This window comes from Loktanella sp. D2R18 (assembly GCF_003318235.1).
Lineage (GTDB): Bacteria > Pseudomonadota > Alphaproteobacteria > Rhodobacterales > Rhodobacteraceae > Yoonia.
Window position 1 is genome coordinate 48,387 of sequence record NZ_QOCG01000032.1, and the last position, 19,863, is coordinate 68,249.

Here is a 19,863-nt window from a genome sequence, read left to right on the forward strand (position 1 = left end):
TCACTCCGGCGGCGCATCTGCGCCTGTCTGACATCAAATTAAGACGAGGCCGCTTGTAGGCCCGCGACTGGCCACATACAAAGGGCCAAGAGCCAGCCCCGTCGAGGCATCTTAGGGATGTAAGGGGCCGGATATGCAGTGTCAACGCCACGCACCCGCGTGGATCATTTAGGGATCGATTTATGCTGAAACATGTTACATTTTTGGGTGCAACCGCGCTGACAATGTCATTGTCAGGAACCGCATTTGCCCAAGACGACGTAACAGTCGACACCGTCATCGCGACTGTCGGCGAAACTGAGATCACATTGGGCGAAGTGCTGATCGCACGCACCGAATTGCCAGAACAATACGCGCAGTTTCCCGAAGAAGTGTTATTTGAGGGATTGATTGACCAATTGATCCAACAGCAGCTTCTTGCAGATACTGTCGAAGACGCCCCTGCCACTGTGCTATATGCGCTCAAAAACGAAGAGCGCACGTTGCTTGCGGGTGCGGCAATTACTGTTGTCGCCGAAGCCGCGATTACACCAGACATCATTCAAGCTGCCTACGACGAACGCTTTGCGAACGCCGAAGAACTTCCGGAATTCCACGCGGCGCATCTTTTGGTTGAAACAGAAGAAGAAGCAATCGCCGCAAAGAACCGCATTGATGAGGGCGAAGAATTTGCAGATGTTGCGCGCGCCGTGTCCACGGGTCCAACTGGCCCAAATGGTGGTGATCTTGGTTGGTTCGGACCCGGTGCAATGGTCCCCGAATTTGAAACCGCCATCACCGAACTTGAAGTCGGCGGCGTGTCTGATCCGTTTGAAACCCAGTTTGGTTGGCACCTTGCAACATTGCTTGAAGAGCGCGTGCAACCACGTCCGACGCTCGAAGAAATGACCCCGCAGTTGACCGGCGAATTGCAAGAGGCTGCAATCACCGCGCATCTTGAACAGCTTGCCGCTGATTCAAATGTCATAAAGCCCGAAGAAGGTCAGTTCGACGCCACCATCATCAGCCGTTTCGACCTGCTGGATTGATCGCGTGACTGTTTCACCGCTTGCCCCCGCGCAATTTCCGGACCTTCCGGAAATTGACGGCGTCACTTTTGCGTCAGCCGCAGCCGGTGTACGCTACGCTGGACGTACCGACGTGATGTTGGCTTGCCTTTCCGCCGGCAGCGCGATTGCCGGCGTCTTCACCCGTTCCGCGACGCGGTCAGCAAATGTATTAGATTGTCAGGCGAAATTGGGCGGTGACCCAAGCGGGCCAGCGGCGATTATTGTGAATTCCGGAAACTCAAATGCGTTCACAGGAAAGCGTGGCGACGATAGTGTTGTCGCGATTTGCGATGCCGTGGCATCAACGTTGTCAATTGACGCCGCGCGCGTCTTTACTGCGTCAACCGGGGTGATTGGCGAACGGCTTCCGCATGATCGGATTACAGCAAAAATCGCAGAGCTTGCGGCGAACCAAAGCGCGGACAAGATCGAAGACGCGGCGCGCGCCATCATGACCACAGACACCTTTCCCAAAGGCGCGAGTACAACGGTGATAATCGCCGGCAAACCCGTGAAAATCGCCGGAATCGCCAAAGGTTCAGGCATGATCGCTCCCGATATGGCGACAATGCTGGTTTATCTGTTCACCGATGCCAAAATTGCCCAAACCGATTTGCAGCAAGTCGTCAGCGAACAGAACGACAAAACCTTCAACTGCATCACGGTTGATAGCGATACGTCTACTTCTGACAGTCTTATTCTTGCGGCAACTGGCGCATCTGACGTCGATGTCACTGGAAACAGCGATTTCGTTGATGCACTACACGGCGTGATGCTTGATCTTTCACATCAAGTCGTGCGCGACGGCGAAGGCGCGACCAAGTTCGTGACTGTCGATGTCACCGGTGCTGCCGATGCCAAAGATGCGCGCAAAGTCGCCATGGCCATTGCCAATTCACCCTTGGTCAAAACCGCCGTCGCAGGCGAGGACGCCAATTGGGGCCGTATCGTCATGGCGGTCGGGAAATCTGGGGCTGCGGCAGATCGTGATCGTTTATCCATTCGCTTTGGTGATATTCTCGTCGCTGAAAGCGGCTGGCGCGCACCCGATTATTCCGAAGAGGTCGCGAGCGCCTATATGAAGAACCAAGAGCTAACGATTGGTGTCGATCTTGGGCTTGGAACCGGCGCATCAACCGTTTGGACCTGCGACTTGACCCACGGCTATATCGATATCAACGCGGATTATCGGTCGTGAAGACCGTGCTTGTCTCCGCAGTTGCCTTGATTGATCCTGACGGGCGCGTGCTTTTAGCACAGCGCCCTGCGGGCAAATCTATGGCCGGGCTATGGGAATTTCCTGGCGGCAAAATTGAACCAGGTGAAACGCCCGAAGCCGCGCTCATCCGCGAACTGCACGAAGAGCTTGGCATTGAAACATGGGGTTCATGCCTTGCGCCGCTTACTTTCGCGAGCCACAGCTATGATGATTTTCACCTGCTGATGCCGCTGTTTGCCTGTCGTAAATGGGATGGCACACCACAGGCTCGCGAGGGTCAGGTACTGAAATGGGTGCGCCCAAATGATATGCGCGATTACCCAATGCCAGCGGCAGATGTGCCGCTAATCCCCATCTTGCGCGACTGGTTATAAACGACAAAGGGCGGCCCGCTGGACCGCCCCTTTATTTATTGACGTTATGCCCCCTACAGGTTGCGTTCGACTTCTTCACGCTCGAAGATTTCGATCACATCGTCTGGGCGGATATCGTCGTAGTTTTCAAACGCCATACCACATTCTTGACCTGACTGCACTTCGGGGACTTCATCCTTGAAGCGTTTCAGTGTCTTCAGCGTACCTTCGTGGATAACCACGTTGTCGCGCAGTAGGCGCACACCAGCTGAGCGGCGTGCGACACCTTCGGTGACGATACAGCCGGCAACCTTACCGACGTTCGATACCTTAAAGACTTCTTTGATGGACGCGTAACCGATGAATTTCTCGCGAATCTCAGCGGAAAGCAAACCAGAGGCCGCTGCCTTAACATCGTCCACAAGATCGTAGATCACCGAATAATAACGGATCTCAACGCCTTTTTGGTTGGCTGTGTTCCGTGCAGATGTGTTTGCACGTACGTTAAAGCCAAACACTGGGGCGCCCGATGCTTCGGCCAGACCAATGTCGGTTTCTGTGATCGCGCCAACGCCCGAATGCAGAACCCGCACGCGGACTTCGTCGTTACCGATTTTCTCCATCGCTTGCACGATCGCTTCGGCAGAGCCCTGCACATCGGCTTTAACGACCACAGGCAATTCGTTGACGTTTTCGTTTTGCTTGGCGTTTGCCATCAACTGTTCAAGCGTCGTCGCAGCACCCGCCGCAGCACGTTTTTCTTTCGCTGCCTTTTCACGATATTCCGCGATTTCACGTGCTTGCGCGTCGGTATCAACCACGTTCAGCACGTCGCCCGCTTCGGGTGTGCCATTGAGGCCAAGAACCTCGACAGGCACGGCAGGGCCAGCTTCAGTCACGCGCTCACCTTTATCATTGATCAACGCACGGACCTTACCGTGCTGTTCACCAACAACAAAAATGTCGCCTTGGCGCAGGGTACCGTTTTGGATCAAAACAGTTGCGACCGGACCGCGACCAACATCAAGCTGCGCCTCGATCACCGCACCTTCGGCAGAACGATTAGGGTTGGCTTTCAGTTCTAGAATTTCAGCCTGTAACGCAATCGCTTCAAGCAACGTATCCAGACCTTGGCCTGTCATCGCTGACACTTCGACGTCTTGCACATCGCCAGACATCTTTTCAACAATCACCTCGTGTTGCAACAAATCTGTACGTACTTTGTCGGCGTTTGCTGCTGGCTTATCGATCTTGTTGATCGCGACAATCATCGGTACTTTCGCGGCTTTCGCGTGATTAATCGCCTCGATGGTTTGTGGCATCACCGCATCATCAGCAGCCACAACAAGTACAACAATATCAGTCACATGCGCACCGCGTGACCGCATTGACGTAAACGCCGCGTGACCCGGTGTATCAAGGAATGACAAAACAGCACCGCTGTCTGTTGTCACCTGATAAGCACCGATATGCTGTGTGATCCCGCCAGCTTCGCCAGCGACAACTTTTGCATTCCGGATCGCATCAAGAAGTGATGTTTTACCATGGTCAACATGGCCCATGATCGTGATGATCGGCGGACGCGGTTGCAGATCTTTTGGATCATCATCAATCTTGGTGATCACATCTTCGACGTCCGCATCAGAAACGCGGACAACGGTGTGGCCAAATTCTTCGATGATCAGCTCGGCTGTGTCCGCGTCGATGGTTTGGTTCTGGGTCGCCATGATGCCATTTGTCATCAAGGCCTTTACCACATCTGCCACACGTTCGGACATCCGGTTTGCCAATTCTGAAACGGTGATCGCTTCGGGCAGGGCAACGTCGCGGAATACCTTTTCACGCTCAGCCGAAACACCCATTGCTTTGGCGCGGGCACGGTCTTGTTTACGCTTCATCGCAGCCATTGAACGCTGACGGCCACCTTCGCGGCCTGCCGTTGCATTGTTGAGCGTTAGCTTACCAGAACGACGGCCATCGTTGGCGCCACCACGACCGGGTTTTGCTTTGGCTGCTTTGTCACGGCTTGGTGCGTCGCGGTCTGTTTTACGTGGCGCAGAAGATGGGCGTGTAACGGCGGTTTCGCCAGGCGCGGCAGCGGCAGCAGGGGCAGCGGCGGGCGCATCTGCTTTGGCTTTAGCTTTTGCAGCTTCGGCACGCTTGCGTTCTTCTTCTTCGGCTTTTGCCTTAGCGCGCTCCTCGCGGGCTTTTTCTTCAGCTTCTTTTGCTTCGATCTCGGCGCGGCGTGCTTCGCGTTCAGCGGCGCGGGCTTTTTCTTCGGCTTCGCGCTTTGCTTTTTCTTCTGTCTCGCGGGCCTTCGCCATCGCGAGCGCCTTCATCCGGCGTTCGAGTTCGACATCTGAAATGCCTGCAGGACGTTTTGAAGGGTCGCCACCAATGGGGCCGGAACCACCTGTTGGTTTGGCTGCGCCGGGTTTTGGTACCACAACGCGTTTACGCTTGGTTTCCACCACGACATTCTTGGTCCGCCCATGGCTAAAACTTTGTTTCACGTTGCTTGGACGCGAACCACCGAGACCGAGTGTCTTTTTACCGTCGTTATCGCTCATTTAGCTTCTATATCCTTCCCGGAGGCCGTATCGCCACCGTCCACTTCGCGTAAGCCACGTAGCCTTGTGGCTTCCTCTACAACACGATTGCTGAGTCCGCCAGTCGCAAGCGCGCCATGTATCACACTTTGCCGCCCAAAAGCCAAACCCAATTCTTCGGCTGTGAAGCAGCCAAAGTACCGGGCACCTTCAGGCGTCCATAATTTTGCTTTGCCCCGTTCGGACCCATTAGAGGCCTGAACCAAGACTCGAACCCGCTCGCCACCAGCGAGCCATCCTTTAACCTTTTCAAACCCACAGACCGCGCGGCCCGATTTACGCGTCATCGCGATCAAATCCACCGCGTGACGTGAAATTTGCCGTTCTACTTCGGCGGTCAGACCGTCAGGAACGGTGACCGCTTGTTTGGCAGAGCGTGAAAACTGCCCTTTGTTTGCCGCATCTAACGCTTCGCGTGTTGACGAAACATACATGCCGCGGCCGGGCAATTTACCAAGAACATCGGGATAGACCTGATCATCGGGCCCCACAACAAACCGAACCAGCCCAGCCTTTGGCTGCGCTTCGCCGGTGACGATACACTTACGTGTCGCCGCGTCATCTTTTGCTTTGTTGTGGCCGCCACGCGCCATGATCTATTCCCTCAAAGGGCCTGATTAGGCCTCTTCTTCCTCTGTCAGTTCTTCTTCTTCGGCCTCAGCTTCAAGCTCAGCCGGATCAACCCAGCCCAACATGACGCGAGCGGTCATGACCATGTTTTGCGCTTCTTCCAAAGACACTTCAAACGGTTCCAGAACGCCGTCATCTTTGCTGCGCTCGCCATCGACGATGGTCCAGCCGCCAGCCAGTTCCCAGTCTGCGCAGGTTGCAAAATCTTCCAGCGTTTTCACGCCGTCTTTGCCCAGTGCTTCTAGCATATCTGGAGTCAGGCCTTCGAAGTTCACAAGGCTGTCTTCAACACCCAACGCGCGGGCTGCATCCATTGCTTTTTTCGCTTTGGCTTCAAGATAGTCGCGCGCACGTGCCTGCAATTCGCTGGCAGTATCGCCGTCAACGCCTTCAATCACGGTCAGTTCGTCAACTTCGACATAGGCCACCTCTTCGAGGTTTGTGAACCCTTCGGAAACCAATAGTTGGGCAAAGAACTCGTCCAGATCAAGAGTGTCCATGAACAATTTCGTGCGCAGCTCAAACTCCGCCTGACGACGCTTGCTCTCTTCTTCTTCGGTCAGAATGTCGATGTCCAAGCCAGTCAATTGTGACGCAAGGCGCACGTTTTGGCCACGACGGCCAATCGCCAATGACAGCTGTTCGTCAGGAACAACAACTTCGATTTTGCCAGCTTCTTCGTCTAGAACAACTTTGGATACTTCGGCCGGCTGCAACGCGTTCACAAGGAAAGTCGGCATGTCTTCATTCCAAGGAATGATGTCGATCTTTTCGCCCTGCAATTCGTTCACAACAGCCTGAACACGTGATCCGCGCATACCGACGCAGGCACCGACAGGATCAATAGAGTTATCGTACGAAATCACAGCAATTTTCGCGCGTGAACCCGGGTCGCGGGCAACGGCCTTAATGTCGATCACGCCTTCATAGATTTCAGGCACTTCCATTTTGAACAGCTCGGCCATGAACTCTGGCGCTGTCCGTGAAAGGAAAATCTGCGGTCCGCGCTGTTCGCGACGAACTTCTTTGATGTAGCAGCGGATACGGTCGTTCGGGCGGTAAGCCTCGCGGCCGATCTTTTCGTTGCGACGCAAGACAGCTTCGCCAGCGCCCACATCCACGATGACGTTGCCGTATTCTTCGCGCTTAACCAGCGCGTTGATGATTGTGCCGGCCTTGTCTTTGAATTCTTCGTATTGCTTGTCACGCTCCGCTTCGCGGACTTTTTGCAAGATCACCTGCTTGGCAGATTGCGCAGCGATCCGACCCAGTTCAACAGGTGGGACTTCTTCGACGAACTGCTGCCCCACTTCGGGATCTTCCATGTATTCGCGGGCTTGCTCGACGGTGAATTCAGCCTGATAGTTTTCAAGCTCTTCTTCCTCAACAACCGTACGCACACGTGTAAACGTGGCTTTACCGGTCTTACGGTCGATATCCACACGGATGTCCATTTCAGCGCCGTAGCGAGACTTTGCAGCCCGCGCGAGCGATTCTTCCATCGCTTCAACAACCAAGCCGGGCTCGATGTTTTTTTCACGTGCGACGGCTTCGGCCGTTTGCAAAAGCTCCAGCTGGTTCGCGGAAGTATATGCCATCAGGTGTTCTCCTCACCATCAATTATGGTTTCAATCTCATCAAATTGGGCTTCGTCGATTTGGCCCGCATCTTTACGACCGCGCAAAACATCGCGGATCAATTCATCTGTCAGTACCAGTTTGGCGTCTGACAGCCATTCAAATTTCAGACCAATCGTCCCTTCGGGGATCGTGATCAACACTTCGTCACCTTCAACGCCAGCAAGCGGGCCTTTGAAACGGCGACGGCCATCAATCAATTCGTCGGTTTCGATCTTGGCCTCAAAGCCTTCCCATTGCGCGAAATCTTTGAACCGTGTCAGCGGGCGGTCAATGCCCGGGCTAGAGACTTCAAGGTTATAAACATCAACAATCGGGTCTTCGACATCCAAAACCGCGCTCAGCGCCGTGGACACATGCCCGCAATCGTCGACTTCCATCGTGCCATCAGGCTTTTGCACCATGATTTGCAGGATGCTTTCCTTGCCAGTCATCAAACGCACACGCACGACTTCGAACCCCATGTCTTCGACGACGGGGGTGATAATTTCAGCGATACGGCGGTCAATGGCCGCTTTGGCGATCAGGTCGTTCATATCTCTCTCAAGCACAAAAAAACGGGCGCGCGGCCCGTTGATGTTTCCCGGTGGAACCTTGGGTTTGGAAGCCAACGTGCCGCTATTACCGACCATATACGCCCACGAAGGTGAGTCTGCAACCCCTTGCGGGCGCGATCAGTATCCAAACACCAAAGCCAAAACGCCCCACCTTTCGGCAGGGCGTTTCGATTGTATCAGTGGAGTAGCGTTTACGCGACAGACCAGCGCTCTGCCATACGTGCGTTATCCATCTGCCAGATGTTCCCAACAACTTCAGGAGATACGATCCGGTTGTTCACGGCTTGCACGTAGTTCGCGAACATTGGGATCAATGTGCCGCCTTCTGTGCTCAGGATTTGCTGCATTTCATAGTACTGACCGCGGCGGACATCACTATCAAGTTCAGCGCGTGCATTTACCAGAAGCTCTTCGAAGCGTGGGTTATCCCACATGCTGTCATTCCATGGAACGCCAGCTGCATAGGCAGATGAGAACATCCAATCTTCGGTCGCGCGACCAGACCAGTAGCATGCGCAGAATGGCTTTTTCAGCCAAACGTTTGACCAGTAACCATCGGCAGGCTCTTGCACTACGTTGATATCAATGCCGCCCGCAGATGCAGATGCTTGGAACAATTGTGCAGCGTCTACAGCACCCTCAAACGCGGCATTTGACGCAGACAGATCAATGCTCAGACCATCAAGACCAGCCTGTTGCAAGTGATACCGCGCCTTATCGGGATCGTACGCCAGCTGCTCCATTTCAGCATGATAATACTGGTTCGCTGGGCCGATTGGGCTGTCGTTACCAACTTTACCGTGACCAAGCAGGATCTTGTCGACCATTTCCTGACGGTTGATGCCGTATTTCAGCGCCTGACGCACGTTAACGTCGTCAAATGGGGCGGTGTTTGTGTGCATCGGGAAAGTGTAGTGCTGGTTGCCCGTTACTTCTTGGATACGCACAGCAGGATTGGCCTTAAGCAGTGCTTCAGCCTTAAAGTCGATCCGGTTTACCGCATCGACCTGACCCGTCAGCAATGCGTTCATACGCGCAGTGTTGTCGTTGATCGCGATGTATTCGATTTCTTCGAAGAAACCAGCATCGTCACCTTTATAGTGGTTTTCGTAACGCTTACCGACAAAACGCACACCCGGATCAAATGCAGCAACTTCGTAAAGCCCTGTACCGATCCCTTTTTCGATCGCTTCTTCAATTTGGCCAGCGGGATAGATCAGCAGGTGATAGTCAGACATCAGATATGGGAAATCCGCGTTGCCAGATTCCAGTGTGAATTGCACCTGATGTTCGGTAATTTTAGTCATTTCAGTAATCGCTGCAACGATTGGCTGCGCGGCAGATTTAGAGCCTTCGACCACGTGCATCTGAAGCGATTCAATCACATCGTCAGCACCAAATGCCTTGCCGTTGTGGAATGTCACACCTTGGCGCAGGTTAAATGTCCATACTTTTGCATCGGGACTTGCTTCCCAGCTTTCTGCCAATTCGCCCTTTAGTAGGCCATCTGCGCCGTTTTCAGTAAGACAATCAAACACACACCCCATGGCAGAGGCAATCATGAACAAATCAGAGTGCGTGCGCCCATCCCAGCTGTCAGATGTGTTGGCACCGTTAAGGCCAGCGGTGAGTTTACCACCACGTGATTGCGCACGTGCAGGCAGGCCCGTCAGGCCCAGTACGCCAGCAGCGACACCCGTTTTCAATAGACCGCGTCTACTAATTCCATTCATTTGTCATTCTCCTAGTTAGCTTGCTCGAGCGATAGTTTGCCCGTTTGTTCCATTCAAAAATAGACGATTCGTTTTACATCTTATCAACCGCAGCATCGCCGATATTATCTACACCGCGTTCCTCAAGCAGATTAGTGAGCCAATCTGGGTCCATTTCCGGGACCGAACTAAGCAACAAATCAGTATATGCATGGTGCGGCGGTTTGAACATATCGGCTTTTGGCCCTTGCTCCACAACGCGCCCATCTTTCATGACGACGACTTCATCCGCAATTGCGCGAACCGTCGCCAAATCATGGGTGATAAACATATAGGTCAGACCAAGATTATCTTGCAAATTTGCCAAAAGCCGCAAAATGCCTTCGGCAACGAGCTGATCAAGTGCGGATGTGACCTCATCGCAGATAATAAACTTTGGCTCTGCGGCCAAAGCGCGGGCGATGCCGATCCGCTGTTTTTGGCCGCCTGAAAGCTCTGAAGGCAGACGGTTGTAGTATTCCGTCGGCTCTAGCTCAATTTGTTCTAGCAATTGGTCGACACGTTTGCGTTTTTCTGCACCTGTCAGACCTAGGTAGAATTGCACAGGTCGCGCAATAATTTGCCCAATCGACATGCGCGGGTTCAGCGCTGTGTCAGCCATTTGGTAAATCATCTGAACCTGACGCAGTTGATCTTTGCTGCGCTTCTTATAGCTGGCTGGCAGCGTTTCACCTTCAAGCAAAACCTGACCCGCTGTTGGCGGCAGCAATCCGGTGATACACCGCGCTGTCGTGGATTTGCCTGAGCCAGATTCACCGACGACCGCGACGGTTCGCCCTGCATGCATATCAAAGCTGACATCATGCAAGACCTTCGCGGTGCCATAAGATGCGTCAACATTCTTGATGCTGACCAACGGGACCGCACCTGTCGCAACGGCCGGTTTTTTTGGGCGTTCAAAGCTGCGTACGGCCCAGAGCGATTTTGTATATTCCTGTGTTGGCGCGCTCAACATCGTTCGGGTATCCGACGTTTCGACCTCGTCGCCCTTTAGCAAGACCTTAATCCGGTCGGACATTTGCGCAACAACAGCCAAGTCATGGGTGATATAAATCGCTGCCGTGCGAAATTGGGTCACAATATCACGGATCGCGGAAAGCACCTCGATCTGCGTGGTCACATCAAGCGCCGTGGTTGGTTCATCAAAGATAATCAGATCAGGGCGGCACGACATCGCCATCGCAGTCATCGCGCGCTGCAATTGCCCACCGGACACCTGATGCGGGTAGCGAAAGCCGATTTCATCTGGATTGGGCAACCGCAATTTGCGGTAAAGCTCCATCCCGTCTTCTTCACTTTCACCACGGTCCATAACCCCATGCTGCATCGGAGCCTCGACGTGCTGATCAATCAACCGGTGTGCGGGGTTAAAGCTGGCAGCCGCGGATTGCGCAACATAAGCGATACGTTTGCCCAGCAGGCCACGTTTTACAGCGGCGGATGCAGTCAACAAATCAATACCGTCAAATTCCACGCTGCCGCCGCTAATCCGAACGCCGTCACGGGTATACCCCATTGCGGCAAGGCCCATCGTTGATTTCCCAGCACCGGATTCACCGATAAGTCCCAGCACTTCGCCGCGGGCAAGGGTCAAATCAACACCGTTGATAATTGGGTTCCACGTCTCGTCGCTGCGGCCTTCGATCTCGACGCCGCGCATTTTCAAAAGCGGTTCAGTCATTCTTTGAGCCCCGATGATTTATACAGCATCCAGTCCACCACAAAGTTCACGGCTACCGTTAGCAGCGCAATTGCGCCCGCCGCCAAAAGTGGCGCAGTGGCTGCCAATGGTGCAAACTGCGCATAGTTCACAAAGCCACTAAGATCGCGCACCATGGTTCCCCAATCAGCCAAAGGTGGTTGGATACCCACACCAAGGAACGACAGCGCTGCAATTGTCAAAAACACAAAGCAAAAGCGCAGTCCAAATTCAGCAAGCAGCGGCGCCGTTGCGTTGGGCAGGATTTCTTTGAAGATGATATATCCAAAACCCTCACCACGCAGTTTTGCGGCCTCGATGTAATCCATCACAACGATGTTTTGCCCAACGGCACGCGAAAGACGAAACACGCGGGTACTATCAATCACTGCGATGATCAGCACCATAAACACGGTTAATGGAATACCCAATTGCGGGGCCCAAACGCTCGCGATTGTCATCAACAACAGCGCAAAGATCAGCGATGGAATGGCCATCAAAACATCGACCAAGCGCGAAAGAATTTGATCCAACCAACCACCAAAGGTCGCTGCCAGAAAGCCAAACGTGCCGCCAAGAAAGAAGGCTAGAAGGGTCGTCGCAAAGGCGATGCCAACGGTGTTTTGTGCGCCGTAAATTAACCGGCTTAGGATATCGCGCCCAATTTGGTCCGTACCCAAAGGAAAGTCGGGGTTACCGCCCAGCGCAGGATCACCACCCGGGGTGATATTAGCTGCAACACCGGGGATAATTTGTTCTTGGCCGTAGGGGGCCAGAACCCCTGCGAAAATAGCAAGAATAGCGTAGATCAAGATAATCAGCACACCAAAGGCGGCCGTTAGCGGCATATCGCGGAACATTTTGCGTGACCATGCTGTTCCAACAGCGCGCCCTGCGGTCCGAAATAGCCACGCGGCAATCGCAAAGATGATGAACCCTTCGATACCGATCCGCAAAAAGAAGAATTTATTCGCAATCGCCGGGTCGCTGCTGCGACCTTGCATATACGCCCACACCAGCCAGCCCAGAATGAGGGCAGCGACAACATAGCCGTAAGCCACGCCAAACGGCATATCGCGAAACTTGGGCGTTTGACCTGTCACTTGCTGACCCGCAAAACGGAATGTCCACGCCAATACGCCCATGCCGACCAATGTCGCTACAATCCATAACATCATTTCGGGTGCCTCAGACGTGGGTTGGACAGGATCGACATGATGTCAGCCGTCAGGTTCAAAAGAATATACGCGGCGGCAAAAATCATGCAGCAGGCTTGTACAACAGGAATATCGCGGGTTTTCACACTGTCTACGAACAGCTGCCCAATACCCGGATACACAAATACCACTTCGACCACGACAACACCCGTGATCAAATAGGCGAGGTTCAACGCAACTACGTTGATGATCGGCGCAAGCGCGTTTGGTAGCGCGTGTTTCACAATCACGCGCATCGGCGACATCCCCTTAAGCCGCGCCATTTCGATATATGGGCTGGCAAGCAGGTTAATAATTGCGGCACGCGTCATCCGCATCATATGCGCCGTCACAACAAGCGTCAGCACAAGCGCAGGTAGCATTGATTTGTTCAATCGTTCGCCAAACGCCATCCCGTCATAGATATTCGACAATGATGGGAAAATTGGGTTCAGCACCGCCAGAAACAAAATCAACACATAAGCAAGAAAGAATTCTGGGCTTGAGATTGACGTCAGCGTGAAAATATTGGCCGCCCGGTCAAATACTGAGTTCCGGTATAGCGCCGCCAAGACCCCCAGCCCCACAGCAAGCGGCACGGCGAATGCCGCGGTGACCGCAGCAAGGAACATCGTGTTGGCAAAGCGCGGCGCGATTTGTTGCGCAACCGTCGTGACCCCTGACGAGGTCCCACTGAAACTGGCAGCGTTTGCGCTTGCAAAACTGGACCCAAAGTCACCCTGCACAACACCAGCCAGCCAGCTAAAATAGCGTGTCACAAGCGGTTGGTCCAAACCCAGATCGCGGCGGATTGCAGCGACAGATTCTTCGGTTGCGCCTTGACCAAGGATCGCTTGCGCAAAATCCCCCGGCAACATGTTCACGGCGACAAAAATGACCACGGAAACGATCAGCAAAGTGACCAAGCCCAGCGCAAGGCGCTGCAAGATAATCTTAAGAACGGTGTGCAAAGTATCGCATTCCCAATTGGTTAAGCGACACCTTAACGGCGTGAAACAACTTGTAAACCCTTGTAAACTCTAAAGCCCGGTGAAAGATTGTGCGGAATTGTAACGATCCATGCAGTGAACAAGGGCCGCACTAATCGCTGGTTCTGACAATGCATGCCCAGCGCGCGCAACCATAATTAAGCGCGAATTTCCCCATAATTTCGAGAGTTTGTGCGCAGAATCCGGTGGACAAATCATATCGTAACGCCCCTGCACAATCACGCCGGGAATATGTGCGATTTTGGCCAATTGGTCTGGGTGTAAAATTTGTTGTGATTTGTCCAAAAAACCATCGTTTACAAAATAGTGGTTTTCAAGCCGTGCAAAGGCGCGCGCGTACTCTGCAGGGGCATCACCTGTAACTCCGTCGCTTCCAATCGCGGCAAGCGCATTTTCCCACGCCGTCCATGCCCGCGCGTATTTCACTTCTTCTGCGTGATCACCGCTGAAAAGACGTCTGTGATAGGCCGCTACAAAATCACCATGCTCATCTATAGGAATCAATGATGCAAAGCGGTCCCAAAGCTCTGGCCAAAATCGGCCCGCACCACCGCCATAAAACCAATCAAGCTCTGGTTGCGTCATCAAGAACACGCCGCGCAAAACCAAGGCGCGCACTTTTTCGGGATAGGCTTGCGCATAGATCAACGCCAGCGTCGCCCCCCAACTGCCGCCAAAGACGACCCAATCATCGATACCAAGGGTTTGCCGGATCAATTCAATATCCGCCACCAGATGCCAGGTAGTATTCGCGACAACGCTGGCATGGGGCCGTGATTTACCGCAACCTCGCTGATCAAAAAGAACAATCCTGTAGATTGATGGATCAAAATATCGGCGCATCGCAGGGCTACAGCCGCCGCCCGGCCCACCATGCAAGACCACTACCGGGATGCCATTTGGGTTGCCGCATTGTTCAACATAAACATTATGCCCGTCGCCCACATCCAACATACGGCGGTCGAACGGGTCCAAAGCTGGATAAAGATACGCGTATGCGCTTTTATGCCCTACGGTTTTGTCCATAATCACCCTATATCCTACGTGTAACGCACTGACCATCCGGAGCCAGCACATGTCTGCCACCAATACCGTCGACCCATCCGAGATCGCCAAATTCGAGGCAATGGCCGCAGAGTGGTGGGATTTGAACGGGAAATTCAAGCCCTTGCACATGATGAATCCGATCCGATTGGACTATATCACTCGTCAAATTGCCGCTGAATTTGGGCGTGATCTGACCAAGCCGAACCCGTTCAACGGATTGCGCATCCTTGATATCGGTTGTGGTGGCGGGCTGCTTTGTGAACCAATGGCGCGGTTGGGCGCAACAATTGTCGGGGCAGATGCAGCTGAGCGCAATATTTCCGTCGCCAAGGTTCATGCGGCCCAATCCGGGCTAGACATAGATTATCGCTTTGTCACAGCCGAAGCGCTTGCTGCGGATGGGGAACAATTTGATGTCGTCCTTAACATGGAAGTTATCGAACACGTGGCCGACCCTCTCGGGTTTTTGACCGCCTGCCAACAGCTGCTAAAGCCGGGAGGCATCCAGATTTGTTCAACCATCAATCGCAATCCAAAGTCCTTTGGCATGGCAATTATCGGTGCCGAATGGATCATGCGGTGGCTTCCCAAAGGCACGCATGAATGGGCAAAATTTATCACACCTGATGAGCTTTATAAGCTGATAGAAAACGCCGGCCTCACCCCCGTGGATCGCAAAGGGTTTGTCTTCAACTTTGCGCAATTTACTTGGTCAATCTCTGATCGGGATCTGTCGGTAAATTATGTCACAACGGCACTGAAGCCCGCGACGTGACATCCCGTTCTTTTCATGCACTCTATAAGTGTAGCTAGATTGAAAGTCGCCCCAATTGAGTAACCTTATTCAAACCTGGAAACGAAACCGGGCCAACCGTACCAAAGAAGATCAGCTCATCAAATGGCTGCATAAATGTACGCTTGATGAGTATGTAAAGGCGGGCGCCAAACGCCCGTCGATCCAATTAATTAGATCGGAAACGGGCACCGGTGGGCTGGACTTCACAATCGCGAAACACGGCAACGCACTTCGTGTTTATCTGAACAAGGACACACCTGCCTACGGGTTTGCAGATATTACCAACAAGATCGCGGCTGCGTCTTACTGGATGCAGCACACTAATTCTAAAGTTAAATCTATCACTTTATATGGCGATGATGGACAGGGGCCAAGCACAGCGAACTACAGTTATTCTAGCTGCTCACCTAGCGTTTCAATGTTGCCTGATCCGCATTTTTTTCGCTCGCATGGCTACAAAGCAACGAACTATTTTGCGGCGACCAAAGCGCTCAAATGGGATGATCGTTCTGACGAGATTGTCTGGCGTGGACGTGTGAATAATTCTGGCCTCTTTTCCCTTGATCCAGCGCTTCAGGACAATCCCGGGGTAATGCAAAGACTCCGTATGGCACAAAAATGCCAAGCACTCGGGATCGATTTTCGGTTTGTGGATGACGTCAACGCCATGGTTCACGGGCCGCTTGCACGCGCCAGGCTGATCGGGGAGTTCATTCCCACACTTGAATGGGGTGGCATGAAGTACGCGATTGATATTGATGGGTTTACCAACGCGTGGTGCAATTTCATGGAACGGCTCAAGTTAGGCTGTTGTGTTCTCAAAGTTGAAAGCCAATTTGGGTTTCGGCAGTGGTATTATCACAAGCTAACCGCATGGGAACACTATGTGCCAATCAGCGCCGATATGTCCGATTTAGCGGCAAACGTTGACTGGGTGAAATCTAATCCGGACAAAGCGCGCGCGATTGCGGCGGCTGGTCAGGAATTGGCACGGGCGATGACATTTGAAACAGAAACCCGCGTTGCGGCGGACATCATTAACACGACAGAAGGCGCTATATGACATTTTGGACCAACAAATCAGTTCTGGTTGCAGGTGGTGCCGGGTTCATCGGCACGCATCTCGTCCGGGCATTGATTGCGCAGGGTGCGCGCGTCAACGTTGTCGATAATTTTTCGACCGGGTCGCGTGAAGGTGTTGCACTGCTTGGCAACCATCAGCTTACCGTCACCGATCGCGACATCGCAACGGTTGGGTCATTTCCACAGGTTGATATCATTTTCAATCTGGCAAGCCCCGCATCCCCGCCGCAGTATCAAGCTGATCCGCTGCAGACGTGGCGCAGCAATATCTATGGCACTGCGATCCTACTTGATCACGCGCAACAGTGCGGCGCCTGCTTTGTTCAGGCCTCAACCAGCGAAGTTTACGGCGACCCGCTGTCACATCCGCAAAAGGAATCTGATTGGGGCAACGTGAATCCCGTGGGGCCACGATCCTGTTACGACGAAAGCAAGCGCGCCGCCGAAAGCCTGCTGATGGATGCATTTCGACATAGCGAGACAAATATCCGCATCGCCCGCATCTTTAACACCTACGGGCCGGGCATGGCCCGCGAAGATGGCCGCGCCTTGCCAAATTTCATCGCACAAGCCCAAGCAAACCGCGCCTTGACCATTCACGGCGATGGCAGCCAAACCCGCAGCTTTTGCTATGTTTCAGATACTGTTGATGGGTTGATGCGGCTTGCCAGTGAACCCGGCGCTAAGGGCGAAGTGATCAACATCGGGAACCCCCATGAAGTCACAATCGGGCATATCGCAGCCCGCGTGAACGCATATTTTGGGAACGACACACCAATTGAATTTCACCCGCGGCCCGTTGATGATCCAACCCGTCGCTGCCCTGATATATCCAAAGCACAATCAATGTTGGGATGGGCACCGCAGGTCACCCTAGATGATGGGTTGGCGCAAATGATCGTGGCGCAAACCGATGGTGCTAGTCGATCTCGCTCAGCTTAAGGCGCATTTCACGCATAACTGGCAAAGCGCTGCGCACTTTTTCTTCGCCAACGGTGGTGACGACTTCGGCGATGAGCGGAGCAATCACATCCAAGGCGGCGTCACGCGCTGATTGGCCTGCAGGGCTAATCGCTACCAGTTTGCGGCGGGCATCATCCCAATCAGGGCGAACATGCACCCAGCCTGCGCGCTCTAGCTTATTAAGCGTGTTTGTCATTGCGCCTCGGGTCAGATGAAATGTCTTGGCCAATTGCGCCGGGGTGCGTTCAACGCCAGCATGTGCCAGTTGGTTTAGCACCGAAAAATGTGAAAGCTCCATTCCTTTGGGTAAAACCCGCGCCACGCTTGCGCGCGCAAGCTGATCAACGACCAAAATTTCGCTAAACAGCGATACAGCAAGGTTTTTAGTGCTTTCAGACATTATGGACCTTCAAAAGCCCTGTCAGATGCAAGAGCCGCAATACGTTTGCGGCTTTGTGCCACTTTTGTCCGATCAATATCAACCATCGTGATTCCCGGCGACGTGCCGGAATCCGCCAATACCTCGCCCCACGGAGAGATAGCCAGCGAATGCCCGTAAGTTTGGCGCGTTCGCCCGGTCGATGACGCATGTGCGCCCGTTTGCGCGGCTGCCAAAACGTAGGATCCGGTTTCAATCGCCCGTGCACGCAATAGCGTTTCCCAATGCGCCGCCCCCGTGACAGGCGAAAACGCCGCTGGCACCAGCAAAATTTCAGCGCCACTTTGCGCTAAGGCGCGGTAGAGATAAGGAAACCGTAAATCAAAACAAATGCTGAGCCCCAGAATCCCAAAAGGCGTTTGTGCAATCACGGCACGCGTACCCGGCCGATAGCCAGCGGATTCTTTGTAGGTTTCCGTTTCTGACACGGCGACATCAAACATGTGGATCTTGTCATAGCGCGCGACGATATCCCCAGACGGGTTAATCACAAAGGACCTATTGGCAAATCGCCCGTCAGGATCACCCGTTTTCAATGCAAGTGACCCAACTGACAGCCAAAGCTTATGCGTCTTTGCGGCCTCACGGAGCCCGATCAGTGTTTGATCATCAGCTTCGTGCTGCAAAACCCGCTGCTGATGATCCCGGTCCATCGAAACACAGTTTGTGACCTCTGGCGTGGCAACAAACTCTGCCCCTTGGGCCGCCGCACAGGCAATTAAAGCCACTGTATCCGCCAAATTCTGCACGGGATCGTCGCTCGAGTTCAATTGGATCAATGCGGCTTTCATACCGTCAGCATAGCATCCAATTTACCACTACGATCAAGCGCCATAAGATCGTCACATCCGCCGATGTGTTTTCCACCAATGAAAATCTGCGGCACTGTGCTGCGCCCATTGGCACGCTGGATCATCTCTGGGCGGCGCTTGGGCTGCTTAAGAATGTCAACTTCGGCAAAGCTAACACCCTTTGCGGATAAAAGCCGTTTAGCCATATGGCAAAACCCACAAGTGGCTTTTGTGTAAATCTCAACAGTGCTCATCTATATCATCCTTAGTTTGCTTGGATGTATTTAGGCATCTTTGACCACCCTTGCCAGCGTAACAATTGACACATTTGTGGCACCTGCTGTCAGTAGGGCCTCGGTCGCGGCGGCCAAGGTCGCGCCAGAGGTCATGACATCGTCGACCAGAATCACCGATTTTCCTGCGATTGCGCCCACGCGTTTTGCGTTCGGCGAAATCGCATTTGATAGCGCAGCAAAGCGGGCATCACGGCTATGTCCTTCGAGCGGTTTGGTCTTTTTTGGGCGCAACAACGCATCCGCACAAGTTGGCACATTCAACTCGCGGCCCAGCGCCAATGCAAGCAAAGCGGCCTGATTGTATCGCCGCTTTACGCGGCGCTGCCAATGCAACGGCACAGGCACTAAAACCGTGTCATCGCGCAAAAGCGGCCGCGCCGCGCGCGCAAGCCAAATCGCAGCAGGCCGCGCCAAATCGGTGCGATCCCCGTGTTTCAAACCCAGCACTAACCGCCGGCCCACGCCAGTATAGACAAGCGCTGCACGGCCATGTTCCCACGGCCGCGCGATTTTCATACAATCATCGCATTGTACTGTTTCACTGGGATCATCGCCAGGCAAAGGCGTGCCGCAACTATCGCAGACCACCCCGCCAATAAACTGCGTTTCGCGCCAGCACGCCCCGCATAAGCCGAATTCTGAATCGGTCTGCGCATCACATGCGACGCATTGCGCAGGGTAAATTGCTCTGATCACGCTTTGCATTCGCATAATTGC

19 protein-coding genes are annotated in these 19,863 nt (G+C 53.5%); 6 read left to right on the plus strand and 13 right to left on the minus strand.

What is annotated here, in order from left to right:
- Window positions 1-182: 182 nt before the first annotated feature.
- The 3 genes from DS901_RS17595 to DS901_RS17605 are packed head-to-tail and all read left to right on the plus strand — an operon-like array spanning window position 183 to window position 2,642.
- The gene (locus DS901_RS17595) at window positions 183-1,028 is read left to right on the plus strand and encodes a peptidylprolyl isomerase (RefSeq protein ID WP_113778249.1); all 846 of its coding nucleotides are present in this window, start codon (window positions 183-185) and stop codon (window positions 1,026-1,028) included.
- A 4-nt stretch (window positions 1,029-1,032) separates the two neighbouring features.
- Window positions 1,033-2,247, plus strand: a complete 1,215-nt coding sequence (gene argJ / locus DS901_RS17600; protein ID WP_181820926.1) for a bifunctional glutamate N-acetyltransferase/amino-acid acetyltransferase ArgJ — start codon at window positions 1,033-1,035, stop codon at window positions 2,245-2,247.
- A complete protein-coding gene (locus DS901_RS17605; protein WP_113778251.1) occupies window positions 2,244-2,642 on the plus strand; it encodes a (deoxy)nucleoside triphosphate pyrophosphohydrolase in 399 nt (132 codons plus the stop codon). Before argJ ends, DS901_RS17605 begins: the two co-directional genes overlap by 4 nt.
- Window positions 2,643-2,695: 53 nt before the next feature.
- Here the strand turns inward: DS901_RS17605 and infB are convergent, their stop codons facing one another.
- The 9 genes from infB to pip form a co-directional block, all read right to left on the minus strand.
- A complete protein-coding gene (infB, locus tag DS901_RS17610; protein ID WP_113778252.1) occupies window positions 2,696-5,191 on the minus strand; it encodes a translation initiation factor IF-2 in 2,496 nt (831 codons plus the stop codon).
- Window positions 5,188-5,823, minus strand: a complete 636-nt coding sequence (locus DS901_RS17615) for an RNA-binding protein (protein ID WP_113778253.1) — start codon at window positions 5,821-5,823, stop codon at window positions 5,188-5,190. The genes infB and DS901_RS17615 overlap by 4 nt, the downstream gene beginning before the upstream one ends.
- Before the next feature lie 24 nt (window positions 5,824-5,847).
- Window positions 5,848-7,458 carry a transcription termination factor NusA gene (nusA, locus tag DS901_RS17620; RefSeq protein ID WP_113778254.1) on the minus strand — a complete coding sequence of 537 codons (1,611 nt, stop codon included), beginning with the start codon at window positions 7,456-7,458 and terminating at the stop codon, window positions 5,848-5,850.
- Window positions 7,458-8,033 carry a ribosome maturation factor RimP gene (rimP, locus tag DS901_RS17625; RefSeq protein WP_113778407.1) on the minus strand — a complete coding sequence of 192 codons (576 nt, stop codon included), beginning with the start codon at window positions 8,031-8,033 and terminating at the stop codon, window positions 7,458-7,460. The genes nusA and rimP overlap by 1 nt, the downstream gene beginning before the upstream one ends.
- Window positions 8,034-8,245: 212 nt before the next feature.
- Window positions 8,246-9,787: an ABC transporter substrate-binding protein gene (locus DS901_RS17630; protein WP_113778255.1), complete on the minus strand. Its 1,542-nt coding sequence runs from the start codon at window positions 9,785-9,787 to the stop codon at window positions 8,246-8,248.
- Between the two features lie 73 nt (window positions 9,788-9,860).
- The gene (locus DS901_RS17635) at window positions 9,861-11,507 is read right to left on the minus strand and encodes an ABC transporter ATP-binding protein (RefSeq protein WP_113778256.1); all 1,647 of its coding nucleotides are present in this window, start codon (window positions 11,505-11,507) and stop codon (window positions 9,861-9,863) included.
- Window positions 11,504-12,700: an ABC transporter permease gene (locus tag DS901_RS17640; RefSeq protein WP_113778408.1), complete on the minus strand. Its 1,197-nt coding sequence runs from the start codon at window positions 12,698-12,700 to the stop codon at window positions 11,504-11,506. The genes DS901_RS17635 and DS901_RS17640 overlap by 4 nt, the downstream gene beginning before the upstream one ends.
- Entirely contained in the window at window positions 12,700-13,692 is a 993-nt protein-coding gene (locus tag DS901_RS17645; protein WP_113778257.1) for an ABC transporter permease, read from the minus strand. Before DS901_RS17645 ends, DS901_RS17640 begins: the two co-directional genes overlap by 1 nt.
- A gap of 69 nt (window positions 13,693-13,761) precedes the next feature.
- Window positions 13,762-14,757, minus strand: a complete 996-nt coding sequence (pip, locus tag DS901_RS17650) for a prolyl aminopeptidase (RefSeq protein WP_113778258.1) — start codon at window positions 14,755-14,757, stop codon at window positions 13,762-13,764.
- Between the two features lie 49 nt (window positions 14,758-14,806).
- On the opposite strand from pip, the gene ubiG reads away from it, so the two are divergent.
- The 3 genes from ubiG to DS901_RS17665 are packed head-to-tail and all read left to right on the plus strand — an operon-like array spanning window position 14,807 to window position 17,599.
- On the plus strand, window positions 14,807-15,553 hold the full coding sequence (ubiG, locus tag DS901_RS17655; RefSeq protein ID WP_113778259.1) for a bifunctional 2-polyprenyl-6-hydroxyphenol methylase/3-demethylubiquinol 3-O-methyltransferase UbiG: 747 nt from the start codon (window positions 14,807-14,809) through the stop codon (window positions 15,551-15,553).
- Window positions 15,554-15,608: 55 nt separating this feature from the next.
- Window positions 15,609-16,637 carry a glycosyl transferase family 90 gene (locus DS901_RS17660; protein WP_113778260.1) on the plus strand — a complete coding sequence of 343 codons (1,029 nt, stop codon included), beginning with the start codon at window positions 15,609-15,611 and terminating at the stop codon, window positions 16,635-16,637.
- Window positions 16,634-17,599: an NAD-dependent epimerase/dehydratase family protein gene (locus DS901_RS17665; protein WP_113778261.1), complete on the plus strand. Its 966-nt coding sequence runs from the start codon at window positions 16,634-16,636 to the stop codon at window positions 17,597-17,599. The genes DS901_RS17660 and DS901_RS17665 overlap by 4 nt, the downstream gene beginning before the upstream one ends.
- Here the strand turns inward: DS901_RS17665 and DS901_RS17670 are convergent.
- From DS901_RS17670 to DS901_RS17685, 4 genes are read right to left on the minus strand one after another with little or no spacing between them, the layout of a single operon-like run.
- A complete protein-coding gene (locus tag DS901_RS17670; protein WP_113778262.1) occupies window positions 17,577-18,020 on the minus strand; it encodes a MarR family winged helix-turn-helix transcriptional regulator in 444 nt (147 codons plus the stop codon). The two genes, DS901_RS17665 and DS901_RS17670, sit on opposite strands and share 23 nt — an antisense overlap.
- Window positions 18,020-18,850 carry a carbon-nitrogen hydrolase family protein gene (locus DS901_RS17675; RefSeq protein WP_113778263.1) on the minus strand — a complete coding sequence of 277 codons (831 nt, stop codon included), beginning with the start codon at window positions 18,848-18,850 and terminating at the stop codon, window positions 18,020-18,022. Before DS901_RS17675 ends, DS901_RS17670 begins: the two co-directional genes overlap by 1 nt.
- The gene (gene grxC / locus DS901_RS17680; protein ID WP_113778264.1) at window positions 18,847-19,104 is read right to left on the minus strand and encodes a glutaredoxin 3; all 258 of its coding nucleotides are present in this window, start codon (window positions 19,102-19,104) and stop codon (window positions 18,847-18,849) included. Before grxC ends, DS901_RS17675 begins: the two co-directional genes overlap by 4 nt.
- Window positions 19,105-19,134: 30 nt before the next feature.
- Complete coding sequence (locus tag DS901_RS17685; RefSeq protein WP_113778265.1) at window positions 19,135-19,857, minus strand: double zinc ribbon domain-containing protein; 723 nt, start codon at window positions 19,855-19,857, stop codon at window positions 19,135-19,137.
- Window positions 19,858-19,863 lie beyond the last annotated feature (6 nt).

Coding starts and splice junctions, on each gene's coding strand:
- DS901_RS17595 (WP_113778249.1), top strand. CDS start 183: ATGCTGAAACATGTTACATTTTTGGGTGCAACCGCGCTGACAATGTCA.
- infB (WP_113778252.1), bottom strand. CDS start 5,191: ATGAGCGATAACGACGGTAAAAAGACACTCGGTCTCGGTGGTTCGCGT.
- DS901_RS17615 (WP_113778253.1), bottom strand. CDS start 5,823: ATGGCGCGTGGCGGCCACAACAAAGCAAAAGATGACGCGGCGACACGT.
- nusA (WP_113778254.1), bottom strand. CDS start 7,458: ATGGCATATACTTCCGCGAACCAGCTGGAGCTTTTGCAAACGGCCGAA.
- rimP (WP_113778407.1), bottom strand. CDS start 8,033: ATGAACGACCTGATCGCCAAAGCGGCCATTGACCGCCGTATCGCTGAA.
- DS901_RS17630 (WP_113778255.1), bottom strand. CDS start 9,787: ATGAATGGAATTAGTAGACGCGGTCTATTGAAAACGGGTGTCGCTGCT.
- DS901_RS17635 (WP_113778256.1), bottom strand. CDS start 11,507: ATGACTGAACCGCTTTTGAAAATGCGCGGCGTCGAGATCGAAGGCCGC.
- DS901_RS17640 (WP_113778408.1), bottom strand. CDS start 12,700: ATGTTATGGATTGTAGCGACATTGGTCGGCATGGGCGTATTGGCGTGG.
- pip (WP_113778258.1), bottom strand. CDS start 14,757: ATGGACAAAACCGTAGGGCATAAAAGCGCATACGCGTATCTTTATCCA.
- ubiG (WP_113778259.1), top strand. CDS start 14,807: ATGTCTGCCACCAATACCGTCGACCCATCCGAGATCGCCAAATTCGAG.
- DS901_RS17665 (WP_113778261.1), top strand. CDS start 16,634: ATGACATTTTGGACCAACAAATCAGTTCTGGTTGCAGGTGGTGCCGGG.
- DS901_RS17670 (WP_113778262.1), bottom strand. CDS start 18,020: ATGTCTGAAAGCACTAAAAACCTTGCTGTATCGCTGTTTAGCGAAATT.
- DS901_RS17675 (WP_113778263.1), bottom strand. CDS start 18,850: ATGAAAGCCGCATTGATCCAATTGAACTCGAGCGACGATCCCGTGCAG.
- grxC (WP_113778264.1), bottom strand. CDS start 19,104: ATGAGCACTGTTGAGATTTACACAAAAGCCACTTGTGGGTTTTGCCAT.
- DS901_RS17685 (WP_113778265.1), bottom strand. CDS start 19,857: ATGCGAATGCAAAGCGTGATCAGAGCAATTTACCCTGCGCAATGCGTC.